Source organism: Microcoleus sp. C2D2 (genome assembly GCF_036702495.1).
In the GTDB taxonomy this organism is placed as follows: domain Bacteria; phylum Cyanobacteriota; class Cyanobacteriia; order Cyanobacteriales; family Microcoleaceae; genus Microcoleus.
Genome location: NZ_JAUBTO010000011.1, coordinates 71,300 through 85,333, shown reverse-complemented (window position 1 = coordinate 85,333; position 14,034 = coordinate 71,300). Strand labels below are relative to the sequence as shown.

Genomic DNA, 14,034 nt, shown 5'->3' with positions numbered 1-14,034 from the left:
TTTTTAAGGAGATTGGCACATGGATATCGTTTCGCTGGTAATTGCTTGGCTGGTTACTTCTGTGAGCTTTTTTATTATTTCCAAGTTGCCCATCGGGGTGGATATTGACACTTTTGGAAAAGCGATGATTTCGGCGGCGGTTTTTGGATTGCTGAATGCTTTGGTGCGGCCGCTTTTTGTGGTTTTGGGTTTTCCATTGCTGTTGGTAACTTTTGGTTTGTGGATAATTGTTATCAACGCTGTTATCTTTGGATTGGCGGCTTGGCTAGTGGATGGATTTCGCTTGCGGTGGGGAATTTGGAGTGCTTTGCTGGGGGCTCTCGCCCTCGGTTTTATTAACTCTCTTCTCTATGAGGTGTTGAGGACGCTGCCAAATGTACGGTAGATGAAGGTAACGCGGTAGAGGCGGGTTTATCAAAGGAGTTGGGTCTAAAACCCCGTCCTTTTAGGACGGCTTTAATTTATTCCTAAAACTTCTGGCAATTCCAGTAATCATGGTATACTGCAATAGTCGAGGTTAAACTCGCAATGCCCTCGTGAAACGGGACATGAGACACACTTTTAGGCATAAACCGGGGGGCAAAGAGCGGCGAAAACTCTTTAAACAGCTAGAGGCTTAACACAGTCTCAAAACCAGAAAAACAAACTATTCTAGTCTTGTTAAGTAGGGTGGGGCACACCCAAACTCGCTTGTCAGTATCCTAGTAAGCTTTTGGAGATAGACCCTCTGGGGTGGCTGCTTTCTCAGGCTCGTTAATTGGTGGAATTCCCACGGTTAAAAGGTTTGAGTATTGCCTTTCATGACGTAACACTTAAAGGTCAGTCGCTGAATTAAGAATCCCCTCGCCTTTAGGCCCGGGAGTGTCAACTATCTTGTTAGCTATAGCAAATATCTCTAGTTAACTGGTTCCTAGGTTCTGCCTAGGAATCAATGTCCAGAGGCTATGCCTCGCTTTGGGAGCAGCAAAATAGGAGGCAGAGCCTCCGGATATGTGTTACCAGGCAATAGGAGGCAGAGCCTCCGGATATGTGTTACCAGGCAGAGCCTAGTAACGAGTAGTCCGTGTTATCCAAGTCGTGTCAAGGGTTAATTATCAGCAGCAAAAGACTCTCGACTGCGACTGTTTTCAACGGGCCAGTTTCTATTTTCTCCGCCAATAATGAGTTTTTCAATCGTTACGAATTCTTTGCTGAGTTGTTGGAATACATTAATTAAAACATCAATGCCGATCGCGTCGCTAGTACCCAAATCAAACCAGCAGCGAGCCCAAGAACCTTGATACTCCATTTCTCCCATATTGTGCATCAAAGCCATCATACTTTGGTCGGCTAGATTAACATCGTAATTCATGTGACTGATATCTAAGCCTTCATCTTGAACTTGCAAATTTTCCGCATTAAATCCTCCGAGTTTTCCCAAGAAAAACCAAGAGTCAAACACTTCTTCAACATACTGTTTTTCACCGTTTGAAGGCACGTTGCTGAACTTCAGCCAAATCCAGAGGTCAAAGGGGTTAAACTCGCGAAACTCTACTTGCATAGTTTTTTGGTATTTTTATAGTGGTGGTAAGGCGGCCGGCCCCCAGAGTCCATTTGCATCTCTAATTTTATCGCGCATCGGGTCGCAGTCGCGAGATTTGCTGTCGATACGGTTGCGGGTTCTGCACTGCTGAAAGAAGATTTCGGCTACTAAACTGCGCGGCAGTTGGTCTGGTTTTGCTAAGGCTGCGTCCAAGTTTTTTCGGGCTTCCTCAAGTAAGGTTTTGTTGCTGTTTTTACCCTGGGATTGGGAAAACAAGATTTGTGCTTTTAGATAGAGAAGTTCTGGATTATTGGGCGTTTCTGCTAGGGATTTGTTGGCAAACTCTAAAGCGCGATCGTACTTTTTTAAGTCTCGATAGCCTACTGCCATGCCGCGATAAGCTAAGTAGCGGGGAAAGGCTTTTTCTTCGAGTCTTTGAATTGCTTCGTTGGGGTTGGAAAAGGGCAGGTTTTTGGCTAGCATTAAGTCCATGTAGCCTTTGATCAGATTGAGTTCTGGGTCGTTGGGCGCTATTTTATCGGCGGCTTCTAGGTATTGAAATACTACTCGCAGTTTGTTGAGTGCTTGGGGCGCGCCTTTGGCTGTTCCTTCTTTGGCTATAATGTTCGCCCCTTCTAGAAAGTGACCTGCTGCTGTGTAAAGGTTGCCGCGCAAGGGATTGGTTTTCGTCAAATTTTCGCCGACTTCGCGGGTTTTTTGCGCGTAGGAATTCATCGAGTTTAAGTCTTTTTCGATGTAGGATAGGGAGGCTGCCATCGCATAGGCTAGCGGCTCGTTTGGTTCGGCTGATAGTGCTTGTTGAACTTGAGTTTTTGCTTGTTTGTAGTTTCCTTGCTGAAACATTGTTTTGAAAGCGGTTTCGGTGTTGGGCCCGATCGCCTGCGGGTTGCTGCTGCGAAAGGGATCGCCCGCTAATGCTGAGTTAACGCAGATGCTGAGGGCGATCGCTCCTGCACAGGCGATCGCCCGCACAGTCTTTTTAGAACTTAACATTTGCTTGCCTAGCCATCCTAAAGGGGTTTTCGTCATCGTTAATTCTCTCAATGGAATATACTGTAAACTACAAACAAGATAGTTAAAATGTCAGACTATCGGGCCCGGACAAAAAAAAGAGTGAAATTTGCTTGATTTTTTCCTGCTGTTACGGTATATTTTAATAATGGAAGTGTGAGTTCTCATCTACGAACAAACAGATTTCCATTATTAAAATATACCATAAAAAAAGTGAAAAATCAAACTCCCAAACTGAAAAAAAAACAAAAATTTTTGTAAATATTTATGTAAAATAATAGTGGGCGATCGGCAACAGCCAGAAAAAGCCTTAACTATTAATAGCACAAATCCGTTAAATCCCGTAAGCGGCTCGTTGCCGAACTTCCTTCTCCCCAACTACCAATTGCGTTAATGCTTTATCTAAAAAACTTAGTATATCATCCTACAGCCTGTCCGAATGCTATTCTGAAAAATATTAACTTAGAACTTCCCTCGCAGCAAATGGGGCTGATTGTGGGTCGCAGCGGTTCAGGCAAAAGTACGCTCTTAGAAATATTAGCAGGTTTAGCGGAAAAAACTAGCGGCGACATCCGCTGGCGCGAACAGGAATTAACACCAGAACACTTACAACAGTTAGGAGGTTTAGTGTTCCAGTTCCCAGAAAGGCATTTTTGCGGAGGCACAATTTTAGAAGAATTGCGACTGGGACATCCGGAATTGGGACAAGAACAAATCAACAAAGCAATGGCAGAAGTGGGACTCGGACATTTGCCGCTGCGGGCTTCCCCCCACGCTTTGAGCGGCGGCCAACAGCGCAGGGTAGCGCTGGCGGTGCAGCTAATTCGGCAGCCGCATTTGCTACTTTTGGACGAACCGACGGCGGGTTTGGATTGGTCGATGCGCAGGCAGTTGGTAAGCTTGTTGAGCAAGTTGAAAAGTCACTGGACTTTGTTGATTGTTACTCACGATGCTAGCGATTTGCTGAGCGTTGCCGATCGATTTTGGACTTTAGACCACGGGGATTTGCAAGAGGTCGATCGCGCTAAATTAGAGGCTAAGGAAACCAGTTTTGTTAGTCATTAGTCATCAGTCATTAGTCATTAGTTAGTGCGGGCGGGCGGGTCGATCGCATTGTGAAGCATTTTTGGGCGAAGAGAATTTGCCTAGTTTAGGAAAGAGTGGCAATACAAGATGAATCAAATTACAATGCCTGTGCTACCGGAGATGAACGAGTTGTGGCAAGAAACGCTGAATTGGCAGCCGGATGAGTCGCAGCAGCAACAATTTCAGCGGCTTTATGAGTTAATTGTCGAGGGCAATCGCTCCTTGAATTTAACTCGAATTACTGAGCCGATAGAGTTTTGGGAAAAACATTTGTGGGATTCTCTGCGGGGAATTGCGAGACTGCTGCCAGCTAATAACAGCGCAGGGGAAAATCGCAAATTGCCCGCCGAGTCGGTGCAGAAAGTTATTGATATTGGGACTGGTGCGGGTTTTCCGGGTCTGCCGATCGCGATCGCCCTGCCGCAACTATCAGTTACTTTGCTCGATTCTACTCGCAAAAAAATTACTTTTTTGGAAACTGTATTGCCGTCTTTAGGGATAGAAAATGCTGCGACTTTGTTGGGCAGAGCCGATGAAATTGCCCGAGGGCCGCAGCACAAACAAGCTTACGATATAGCACTTCTGAGAGCAGTTGGAGCCGCTCCTCTCTGCGCTAAATGCGCGCTGCCTCTGCTGAAAAATGGCGGTTGGGCTGTACTTTACCGCGGGAATTGGACGGTGGAGGAAGAGACTCAGTTGCAAAGTGCGATCGAGCATTTGGGCGGCACAGTTGAGTCAGTCGAAGCATTCACAACCCCGACGAGTCAGGGCGCGCGGCACTGCGTTTACTTGCGGAAAGTTGTAACGCAGTTAGAGCGTCCCGTTCGCTAGCTAGAGCGGTTTTTCAAGGGTTTATAACACGAAACCAGGTTGAATTATTTCTTTCTACAGTTTACCTAAAACAATTGGGTTTAAAGCCCCGTCCTATAAGGACGGCTTTCTGTGTTATACTTACGCTGAAACAGCAAGCGTAAACTTATGTTGGTATTTGAGGCAAAACTTGAGGGGACGAAGCAGCAGTACGAGAGGCTAGACGAAGCCATCCGCACCGCTCGCTTTGTTCGCAATAGCTGTCTTAGATACTGGCTCGACAACAAGGGAATCGGCAAGTACGAGTTAAGTGCATACTGCGCTGTTCTCGCCAAAGAATTTCCTTGGGCTGACAAGCTCAATTCGCAAGCGCGTCAGGCTTCTGCCGAAAGAGCTTGGTCAGCAATTGCGCGGTTTTACGACAACTGCAAAAAAGGCAAACCAGGCAAAAAAGGTTTCCCACGCTTTAAGAAGCATCAGACCCACGGTTCTGTTGAATACAAAACAACAGGCTATAAGTTGTCAGAAGATAGGCGTACTATCACTTTCACCGATGGATTTGAAGCTGGAAGCTTTAAGCTGTGGGGAACTCGCGACTTGCACTTCTACCAGTTAAAGCAGATTAAGCGAGTGCGTGTTGTTCGTAGAGCAGACGGTTACTACGTTCAATTCTTGGTAAATCAAGAACGATTAGAAAAGAGGACGCCGACTGGTAAAACACTAGGTTTGGATGTTGGCTTGACGCATTTCTACACCGATTCCGACGGTCAAACAATTGAGAACCCGCGCCATCTGCGGAACTCCGAGAAATCGCTTGAACGACTGAATCGTCGTCTTTCGCGAACAAAAAAAGGCTCTAAAAATAGAGCCAGAGCAAGAAACCGATTGAGCAGAAAGCACCTCAAAGTAAGTAGACAGCGTAAAGATTTTGCTGTGAAATTAGCAAAATGCGTAATCCAGTCTAGCGACTTGGTTGCCTACGAGGATTTGCAGGTGCGGAATATGGTCAAAAATAGAAAGCTAGCCAAGTCTATTTCTGATGTGGCATGGTCTACTTTCCGTCAATGGTTGGAATATTTTGGCAAAGTATTTGGGGTAGTAACAGTTGCTGTACCTGGGCACTACACTTCGCAAAATTGTTCTAACTGTGGGGAAGTTGTTAAAAAGTCTTTGAGTCAAAAAACGCACCGCTGCCAACATTGCGGTGTTGTACTAGACCGTGACTGGAATGCCGCAATCAACATACTTGAACTAGGGCTTCGTACCGTGGGGCACACGGAAACGTTAAACGCCTCTGGAGACATCGACCACTGCACTGGTGAGGCAACTCCTCAATGTAAGTCGAGTCGTGGAAAGAGGAAGCCTAAACAGTGATGTTTAGAATCCCCGACCGTTCACGGCGGGGAGGATGTCAAAGCAGAATCTCAAGATAAGTAGGTAGGCTAAGGATACTTTAAAATCGTTTACATATAGCGGTTCTCAATAAAATGAGGTACACACCGCTCGCAACTGATGCCCGCGGAGGCCTATGCCCACGGAGGCCTATGCCCACGGAGGCCGCGAGAGTACCTCATGTTACTGAGAAAGGCTATAGTTGCATTTTACAGCGCCTACCTACTTAAAACAGAGTTAGTTGTTGGGCTGTCTGCGGTTGAGCACAACAACTAACTTTGTTGAACTAAGCCCTAGCCTGGGAGTAGCGCTTGTTAATTTCCGTCCAATTAACCACATTCCACCAAGCTTTTAAGTAGTCAGCGCGCAAATTTTGGTATTTGAGATAATAAGCGTGTTCCCAAACATCGTTGCCCATAATTGGATAGTTGCCCTCCATGAAAGGAGTGTCTTGATTGGCAGTAGTTGTAATCTCAAGTTTGCCGGCTTTATTGCGGACTAGCCAAACCCAACCGCTGCCAAAACGCTTTGTACCTGCATCATTGAATTTTTCTTTAAAAGCGTCAAAACTGCCGAAAGTTTGCTTAATTGCTGTTGCAATTTCTCCTGTGGGTTCGCCGCCGCCTTTGGGACTCATGATTTCCCAAAACATACTGTGATTTAAGTGTCCGCCGCCGTTATTTCGCACGGTTGTGCGAATATCTTCCGGCACTTTGCTCAAATCTCGCAGCATATTTTCCGCACTGATGTTTTTGAGTTGCGGGTATTTGCTGATAGCCTCGTTGAGGCTTTTAACGTAAGCGGCGTGGTGTTTGTCGTGGTGAAATTGCATTGTCCGCGCATCGATGTGCGGTTCTAAAGCATTGTATTCGTAAGGCAGAGGCGGCAGTGTAAAAGGCCCGGGAGTTTGAGCTATTTTTGGGCTTTCTGCAATTGGAGTTGGTGGCGCGGCATTATTTCCTGACGCTTGGCAAGCACCTGCGGTAATAGCTCCGACGCTGGCCGTCAGCAAATACAAGAAATTTCGGCGTTTAAGAGTCATAAAAAATACCTAAGTCAATTATTAACTGTTTTATCTCAGATTAAAGCAAAATGCTAGGGAGTTTAGAAAAAAAGTACGTGCGAGCGCAGCTATTGCGAGCAGGAATCGCCCGAATGGATGAGACGGATGGGCGATGGTTGTGAAAGTTTCTTAAGTATAGGCTAATTGTGTGTGCGTAACTAAATCTCACCTGCTCGGGTTAACCAACCCGGTTTCTCTCTGGAAACCGGGTTTTTTTTGATTATTCTTGGGACAAGCGCTGGATGGCTTCGCCTCCAAAAAGCCGATCGGCTGCTTGAAGAATACCGGGAATTTTAGCAGCGTGGGGACTGTGGGCCAGACAGCGGAGCAAGTCTAACTCATTGAGGCGATCGGCTTTTTTGCCGGGGAACCAGTGGCCCGCATTACCTAAAAGGTTGTAGCGCATCTTGCAATAGTCGATCGTATCGTAAGCCTGCGCCAAATTCCACAGCCACAAAATCACATAAATATTAATACCTCCGGGAGTATTTTCGATAGTTGGTAAACCTACGTGCCAAGTCTTAAACCAATCTTCTCCTAATTTATTAATTGCTGCATTTTCCAACCTTGCTAATATCGGTGGCAAAATTTCATCGGCTCTATCTAACAATTCTACAGCTTTAAGATGCTCGTTGAAATCTTCTGGTTTTGCTGCTCCTAAACTCAAAGTGTGTACTTGCGGATGCGACAAACAAAACAAATCGTTAAACACCATCGGACTCAGCGGATAGCACAAGTCTACCAATTTTTGCGGCGGGCTGTAAAGCTGACCGCCTTTGTCGGAAGGACTGATAATAAAAACGCCCATATCGTGACGTTGAGCAGCTTCAATAGCCGGCCAATTACTTTGATTGATGTAGTACCAGTGCAAGTTAAGATAATCAAATTGATTAGTTTCAATTGTTTTGACAATCACATCCGTTGGGCCGTGAGTTGAGAAACCAATAAACCTAACTTTGCCTTCGGTTTGCAACTTCTTCGCCACATCCAGGCAGCCACCCGGACGCATAGACTCCTCTAGCAATTCCCACGTATTAATGCCGTGTAGCGACAGTAAATCGACGTATTCCAGTTGCAGATAAGTTAAGGATTTATCAAATTGTTCGCGAAACTCTTGAGAGTTTGGTGTGGGATTAACTTTCGTTTGCACTATCAATTTTTCGCGGGGAAAATTCGGCAAAATCCACCCCAACTGCATCTCGGAAGTGCCGTAACCGCGAGCAGTTTCTATGTGATTGATGCCGCATTCAACCGAGTAGCGAATCGTCGATTCTAGATTTTGTTGATTGTCTGGTGGAATTTCATTGGCTGGCACGTCTTGCCATTTGTACTGATATCTCATGCCACCGCAGGAAAAGACGGGCATGGATAATTCTGTGCGACCGAATCTGCGATATTGCATCATCATAATCAAAGTCAAAGCTATAGCAGAAGGCAGAAGGCAGAAGGAAGAAGGAAGAAGGAAGAAGGAAGAAGGAAGAAAGAAGAAGCAAGAAGGAAGAATGAAGAAGCTGTAACAATCGCCAGGGTTTCACTGATTAAGAACTTCTTAATAGTCTTGGCGGTTGCTATAGGGTAAGAAACCTTGTTTTTGGTATTTTTGCGGGTTGTAACTCGCATATTGCAGCCTTCTCCTGAACAGGCAAGATGCCTGTTCCACAAAGAGTTTTTGACCACCACAGGGGCAGTTTTGACTATTTAGAAATCTCCCGTACTACTGGTTTTCCGTCTTTGATTTCGCCGACTAAAACCAAATCTGTACAGTCTACAAACAAACCATTTTCTAACACACCGGGAATGTTATTCAAAATTTTTTCCATTTCTCCGGGGTTGGCAATGTCATCAAATTTGACATCGATTACCATATTACCTTGATCGGTAATTACCGGGCCTGCTTTTTTCACGCCCATGCGGAGTTCTGGTTTACCGCCCAATTTTTCAATGGCGCGCATTACTGGTGTTAATGCCATCGGTATAACTTCGATGGGTACGCGAAAAGTGGAACCCAATTTATCAACCATTTTGGAACTGTCAACTACTACAATAAACTGAGTGGCGAGGTAATCGACTACTTTTTCGCGGGTGTGGGCGGCGCCGCCACCTTTAATTAAGTTGAGGTGGGGATCTACTTCATCAGCGCCGTCAATAGCAACATCTATTCTGTCAATTTCATCTAGTGTTGTCAGCGGTACTCCGTACTGTTTGGCTAACACTTCTGATTGAAAAGATGTCGGTACTCCCTTGATATCTTTGAGTTCACCTGATTTTATGCGATCGCCCAAGGCTTGAATAGTATAAGCTGTAGTTGACCCGGTGCCGAGTCCGACAATCATACCAGATTTTACGCGATCGGCTGCTGCAAAGCCGACTTGCTGTTTCATCAATTTTACGGGATCTTGTTCTGTGGTCATGTTCGGTACTCCTCAATAGTTTTAAGATTATACCATTTATTATGGATTTATTTAACCGCAGAGAGCGCAGAGAACGCAGAGAGGAAGAAGCAGAAGAGAGGGAACTCGCAAATTATTTCAAGTGGGAACTTCTCTCTTTTTTCTCTGGGCACTCTGCGTCCTCTGCGGTTAAATAAAAAGAATCTAGTTCACAAATCGGCGGATAATTGCCACAATGAAAATCGGATTTCTCGATACCTACACTTGGGATTACAATATTGAAACTCCTTACTGCAAACCTTTGGGCGGCACTCAGTCGGCTATTTGTTACTTAGCTGAGGCGTTGGCTGCACAGGGAAACGAGGTATTTTTGCTCAACAATACTTCCGAGTCGGGGATTTGGCGCGGCGTTGATTGCAGGCGCAGGGTGGGGGACAAATCTAATTTAGAATTGCTGCGATCGCTCGATTTTTTAGTTATAGTCAATATAGTCGGCAAAGCGCTGGAAATCAAGCCGCTTTTGGGCGATCGCACTCAATTAATTTTGTGGATTCATAACGAACCTGGCTTTGTATTCCTCCAAGATTTTAAGAATGAGCAAGAAATCAATGCTTGCGATGCCTTTGTATTTGTCAGCGACTGGCAGCGCGAGCAATTTCATCGGCGCTTTGGGATTGACTCGAATCGCAGTTGTGTTTTAAGAAATGCGATCGCACCTTGTTTTGCTAACATTTTCGCCGATAATATTTCTATCCTCTCTTATAAATCTCGACCGCCTATTCTAGCTTACACCAGCACTCCATTCCGCGGACTTGATATTTTGTTAAACGTCTTTCCCGAAATTCGTCAAGCTGTCCCCGGAACTAGATTAAAAGTATTTTCAAGCATGAAAGTACACCAAATAGACGACAATGAGAACCAGCTTTTTTTCGGTCAACTTTACCGCCAGTGTCAGGAAACAGAAGGCGTCGAGTACGTCGGTTCCGTACCGCAACCCGAACTCGTCCGGCAACTGCGTTCAGTTGCGGTTTTAGCTTACCCGAATACCTATTTGGAAACGTCATCTATTGCCGTGATGGAGGCGATGGCCAGCGGTTGCCGGATTGTGACGAGTGAATTGGCAGCTTTGCCGGAAACAACTGCTGGGTTTGCCCGTCTAGTTTCAATGTCAGGGGTGGAAAACTTGGCATCGGTAACTAATTGGAACTGTGCCGGTAAACCAGATTGGGAGGGATATACAAGGCGGTTTTTAGAGGCGACAGTCGGAGTTTTAAAAGAAGACCTGGGTGCGGGCGGCGCAACTGCTGAAAATCATCTGAGACAGCAGGTAGAATATATAAATCGAGGGTGTACTTGGTCTGTGCGAGCCCGAGAGTGGGTAGAATGGTTGAATATTATTAGTGTAAAACCTGTAAGAGTGGCAGAGCAAATGATAACGGAGTCGTTGGTGGATTTAGAAGCAGCTAAAGCATATTTTGTAAAGGGAAATCGGCTGAAAGATGCAGGCGATCTCGGTGGCGCAATCGAGAATTATCAGAAAGCTTTAGAGTTAAATCCGGGAGATGCAGAAGTTCCTAAAAAGTTGGCGGAAGTTTATGTTTTGCAAGGGGAATTTGAAAAGGCGATCGCCTGTTGCAATCTCGCGATTAAATTCAAACCTAATTTTGCTCCTGCTTACTTGACAATGGGGAATGCTCTACAGGCTCAAGACAAGCTGGAAATGGCAATTCAAGCTTACTTGCAAGCACTGAAAATTCAGCCGGAATTTGCTGAAGCCTGCGCTAATTTGGGCAGTATGTATTACAAGTTAGGGCAATTGGAACAGGCGGCAAGTTCTTACGAAAAAGCTCTTGAAATAAATCCTCAATTGTGCTCGGTTAATTTGATGTTGGCCAGCGTTTGGCAGCAGCAAGGAAAGTTAGATGCAGCAATTGCTTGCTATCAAAAAGTCCTGCAACTGCAACCGGGAGATGCCAGCGCTGCTGAGAAACTATCGAGTTTGACCGCACAAAAACAGCGGGAAACTACGGACAGCAAATTTATCGAATTAGAAACAGAATCAGGCGCACAGCAACCAGTATCTGTCAACGAAGATGAAGGCTACGGCTTGCAGCCTTCTAGCATCAATTTGCCGCCAGCGCCAACTACTGAGACTTTAAATACTCCGTTTACAAACCCCGCCGAAGTTTCCGAACAAGTTACCTCGCTCAATGTTCCAGATAGCGCACAAGTTGTCAATTTTCAAGAAGTAGAACCCTACAAAAACCTCGCCGAAAATTTTTTAGTTCAAGGTAAAATTAAAGAGGCGATCGCAGCGTGTCAGCAAGCGATAAAAATCCGACCAGATTTTATTCACGCTTACGTCACTTTAGGCAATGCTTTGCAAGCAGAAGGCAAAGTTGAAGCTGCGATTCGATCGTATTTTCAAGCCCTAGAATTGCGGCCAAACTTTGCGGAAGTGCGCGCCAATATCGGCAGTATGTATTTCAAAATGGGGCGTTTGCCAGAAGCGATCGCCCATTACCAGCAAGCCATTGCCCTCAGTCCAGATTTAGCGGGCGCTCACTGGAATTTAGGGAAAGTATATCAGAAACACGGCAACACCGAAGCAGCGATCGCCTGTTTTAAAAGAACATCCGAACTCAACCCGCAGCTAGTCGGTGCCGACTTCCACTTTAACTTAGGTAATCGACTTTTCAGCCAAGGAAAGCGCGAGGAAGCCATCGAAAGCTACGAAAAAGCGATCGCCATTAAACCGGATTGGGCCGAAGCTTACGGTAACATCGGCAGCGCGCAATCTCAGCAAGGCAATCTCGATGCTGCCATCGCTTACTATCAGAAAGCTGTAGCTTTAAAGCCGGAATTAGAAGTTTTGCACTTCAATTTAGCCAATTCTTATTTACAGCAATACAAGTATGAAGAAGCGATTGCTAATTATCAAAATACTCTCAAAATTAAGCCCGACTGGCCGGAAGTTCACGCTAACCTCGGCAGTTGTTTTTCCATGCTGGGGCGGCTGGAAGAAGCTTTAGCCAGCTATCAGCAAGCTTTGGTATTAAAACCGGATTGGGCAGAGGTTTACTGTCGCCTGGGACACATTCAGAAACACGATCGTCCGTTGGAGGCGATCGCCAATTTTGAAAAGGCGATCGCCTGCAACCCCAAATTCAGCGAAGCCCACCAACAACTGTGCGACTTGCTAAGCCATTCCACCAACCTCGCCGCCGCCCGCAGCGTAGCCGACAAATACTGCGAAAACTGCGGCGAAAATGCCCCTGTCATGTCAGCTACAGCCTACGTCTTTTCCTACCTGCAATCAGGTGTCAGCAAACAGGCTATTCAGAAACTCGAAGAAATCGAAAAACTCTGCTACGAAAAGGTCGAAACCTTTAGCGTAATCGAACTAAAACTGCTCTACGAAATCTTCCTGTTTGCAGTTTCTCACCTGCGAGACAACCGCGAAAAAAATGCCAGTTTCTACAGATTAATTGCCAAAGAATACTACAAAAAAGCCGTCCCCCAGCGGCAGCAATTTAACAGCATCAAACCCGCCGATTACCAAATCAAACAACAGCCTTTAAAAATCGGCTTCCTTTCCAAACACTTCCGCCGCCACTCGGTAGGTTGGTGCAGCGAAGCTTTAATTCGCGAATTAAGCCACATCACCCCCCACGTTCACCTTTACGTCACCGGAAAACTCAACCGAGATGAGGTTACGCAGCGGTTTGAAGAAATGGCGGGCAAGTTTTACTGGCCTAAAAAATATCCAAACGGCTTTGCTGATGGCGGTGAAATCCTCGCGGAAGTAGCGCAAGACAACTTGGATGTTTTAATAGACTTAGACTCGATGACAGTACCAACAAATGTCGAAGTGCTGTATCAATATCCTGCGGGGATTTGCGTTTCTTGGCTAGGATTTGACGCGCCCTACATTTCAGATAATCACTACTTTCTGTGCGACGAACACACTCACCCCCCTGGTGTTGAAAAAAATTACTTAGAACAGTTAGTAAGATTGCCTGTTTGTTCTGTAGCAATTGGCGAACTGCAAAGCGTTCCTGTGAATCGAGAGGAGATTAGAAATGCTCTCGGAATTGGCTTGGATAAAATGACTTATCTGTGCGTTGCTCCGGGCAGAAAAACTAATCCCGAAATGGTACGAGCTCAAGTTAAAATTCTTAAGGAAGTACCAGATAGTTTGTTAATCCGCAAAGGTCAAGGCGACCCCGATGTTATTCACAGGACTTACCGCGAAGAATGCGAAATTCAGGGAGTAGATTTTGCTCGGATTAAGTTTATAGGGCAAACCCGAAGTGAGGAAGAACACCGGGCTATTTATTATGTAGCTGATGTGCTTTTAGATTCCTATCCTTACAACGGGGGGACTCACAATTTAGAGGCTTTGTGGGCGAATTTGCCAGTGGTAACTAGATCGGGCGACCAATATCTTTCGCGGATGGGTTACGCTTTTCTGAAAAGTGCAAATCTTGATGTCGGTGCGGCGTGGAGTTGGGATGAATACACGCAGTGGGGAGTTAAGTTTGGCCGCGATGCTGGTTTCAGAAATGCGGTGAAAGAGCATTTAGTAAAATCTAAGCAGCCAGAACATCTCGCACCTTTGTGGAATCCTAAAAAGTTGGCAAGGGAAATGTATGAGGTATTTCAAAAACTGTTAGCTAAACAGGTTAGTCAGCAGTCAGCAGTCAGTAGTCATTAGTGATTAGAAGGAAAAATTTCCG

Annotated in this window: 11 protein-coding genes; 6 read left to right on the top strand and 5 right to left on the bottom strand. The window is 45.6% G+C overall.

The window, feature by feature from the left end; all coding sequences use genetic code 11:
- The first annotated feature begins 19 nt into the window (after positions 1 to 19).
- Complete coding sequence (locus QUB61_RS06400; RefSeq protein ID WP_333125226.1) at positions 20 to 385, top strand: phage holin family protein; 366 nt, start codon at positions 20 to 22, stop codon at positions 383 to 385.
- Positions 386 to 1,087: 702 nt separating this feature from the next.
- On the opposite strand, the gene QUB61_RS06395 is transcribed toward QUB61_RS06400, so the two are convergent.
- Together QUB61_RS06395 and QUB61_RS06390 are read right to left on the bottom strand one after the other, a co-directional pair.
- Positions 1,088 to 1,540 carry a DUF3531 family protein gene (locus QUB61_RS06395; RefSeq protein WP_333125228.1) on the bottom strand — a complete coding sequence of 151 codons (453 nt, stop codon included), beginning with the start codon at positions 1,538 to 1,540 and terminating at the stop codon, positions 1,088 to 1,090.
- Positions 1,541 to 1,555: 15 nt separating this feature from the next.
- Positions 1,556 to 2,572, bottom strand: a complete 1,017-nt coding sequence (locus QUB61_RS06390) for a Sll0314/Alr1548 family TPR repeat-containing protein (RefSeq protein WP_333125231.1) — start codon at positions 2,570 to 2,572, stop codon at positions 1,556 to 1,558.
- A gap of 375 nt (positions 2,573 to 2,947) precedes the next feature.
- Here QUB61_RS06390 and QUB61_RS06385 point away from each other — a divergent pair, with 375 nt between their 5' ends.
- From QUB61_RS06385 to QUB61_RS06375, 3 genes are all read left to right on the top strand, one after another.
- Positions 2,948 to 3,619 carry an energy-coupling factor ABC transporter ATP-binding protein gene (locus tag QUB61_RS06385; RefSeq protein WP_333125234.1) on the top strand — a complete coding sequence of 224 codons (672 nt, stop codon included), beginning with the start codon at positions 2,948 to 2,950 and terminating at the stop codon, positions 3,617 to 3,619.
- 108 nt (positions 3,620 to 3,727) lie between these two features.
- A complete protein-coding gene (gene rsmG, locus QUB61_RS06380) occupies positions 3,728 to 4,471 on the top strand; it encodes a 16S rRNA (guanine(527)-N(7))-methyltransferase RsmG (protein WP_333125237.1) in 744 nt (247 codons plus the stop codon).
- Between the two features lie 147 nt (positions 4,472 to 4,618).
- On the top strand, positions 4,619 to 5,824 hold the full coding sequence (locus QUB61_RS06375; protein WP_333125240.1) for a transposase: 1,206 nt from the start codon (positions 4,619 to 4,621) through the stop codon (positions 5,822 to 5,824).
- Positions 5,825 to 6,128: 304 nt separating this feature from the next.
- On the opposite strand, the gene QUB61_RS06370 is transcribed toward QUB61_RS06375, so the two are convergent.
- Together QUB61_RS06370 and QUB61_RS06365 are read right to left on the bottom strand one after the other, a co-directional pair.
- Positions 6,129 to 6,884, bottom strand: coding sequence for a Fe-Mn family superoxide dismutase (locus tag QUB61_RS06370; protein ID WP_333125243.1), 756 nt, complete (start codon positions 6,882 to 6,884; stop codon positions 6,129 to 6,131).
- A gap of 241 nt (positions 6,885 to 7,125) precedes the next feature.
- The gene (locus QUB61_RS06365) at positions 7,126 to 8,310 is read right to left on the bottom strand and encodes an aldo/keto reductase (RefSeq protein WP_445300178.1); all 1,185 of its coding nucleotides are present in this window, start codon (positions 8,308 to 8,310) and stop codon (positions 7,126 to 7,128) included.
- On the opposite strand from QUB61_RS06365, the gene QUB61_RS06360 reads away from it, so the two are divergent.
- Positions 8,302 to 8,484, top strand: a complete 183-nt coding sequence (locus tag QUB61_RS06360) for a hypothetical protein (RefSeq protein ID WP_333125245.1) — start codon at positions 8,302 to 8,304, stop codon at positions 8,482 to 8,484. The two genes, QUB61_RS06365 and QUB61_RS06360, sit on opposite strands and share 9 nt — an antisense overlap.
- Before the next feature lie 115 nt (positions 8,485 to 8,599).
- Here the strand turns inward: QUB61_RS06360 and rpiA are convergent, their stop codons facing one another.
- Positions 8,600 to 9,316, bottom strand: coding sequence for a ribose-5-phosphate isomerase RpiA (gene rpiA, locus QUB61_RS06355; protein ID WP_333125248.1), 717 nt, complete (start codon positions 9,314 to 9,316; stop codon positions 8,600 to 8,602).
- A gap of 214 nt (positions 9,317 to 9,530) precedes the next feature.
- Here rpiA and QUB61_RS06350 point away from each other — a divergent pair, with 214 nt between their 5' ends.
- Entirely contained in the window at positions 9,531 to 14,012 is a 4,482-nt protein-coding gene (locus QUB61_RS06350) for a tetratricopeptide repeat protein (protein WP_333125251.1), read from the top strand.
- Positions 14,013 to 14,034 lie beyond the last annotated feature (22 nt).

Bases quoted from the DNA above. Each gene is read 5' to 3' on its own strand.
- QUB61_RS06375 (WP_333125240.1), top strand. From the start codon at position 4,619: ATGTTGGTATTTGAGGCAAAACTTGAGGGGACGAAGCAGCAGTACGAG.
- rpiA (WP_333125248.1), bottom strand. From the start codon at position 9,316: ATGACCACAGAACAAGATCCCGTAAAATTGATGAAACAGCAAGTCGGC.
- QUB61_RS06395 (WP_333125228.1), bottom strand. From the start codon at position 1,540: ATGCAAGTAGAGTTTCGCGAGTTTAACCCCTTTGACCTCTGGATTTGG.
- QUB61_RS06385 (WP_333125234.1), top strand. From the start codon at position 2,948: ATGCTTTATCTAAAAAACTTAGTATATCATCCTACAGCCTGTCCGAAT.
- QUB61_RS06400 (WP_333125226.1), top strand. From the start codon at position 20: ATGGATATCGTTTCGCTGGTAATTGCTTGGCTGGTTACTTCTGTGAGC.
- rsmG (WP_333125237.1), top strand. From the start codon at position 3,728: ATGAATCAAATTACAATGCCTGTGCTACCGGAGATGAACGAGTTGTGG.
- QUB61_RS06365 (WP_445300178.1), bottom strand. From the start codon at position 8,310: ATGATGCAATATCGCAGATTCGGTCGCACAGAATTATCCATGCCCGTC.
- QUB61_RS06350 (WP_333125251.1), top strand. From the start codon at position 9,531: ATGAAAATCGGATTTCTCGATACCTACACTTGGGATTACAATATTGAA.
- QUB61_RS06390 (WP_333125231.1), bottom strand. From the start codon at position 2,572: ATGACGAAAACCCCTTTAGGATGGCTAGGCAAGCAAATGTTAAGTTCT.
- QUB61_RS06370 (WP_333125243.1), bottom strand. From the start codon at position 6,884: ATGACTCTTAAACGCCGAAATTTCTTGTATTTGCTGACGGCCAGCGTC.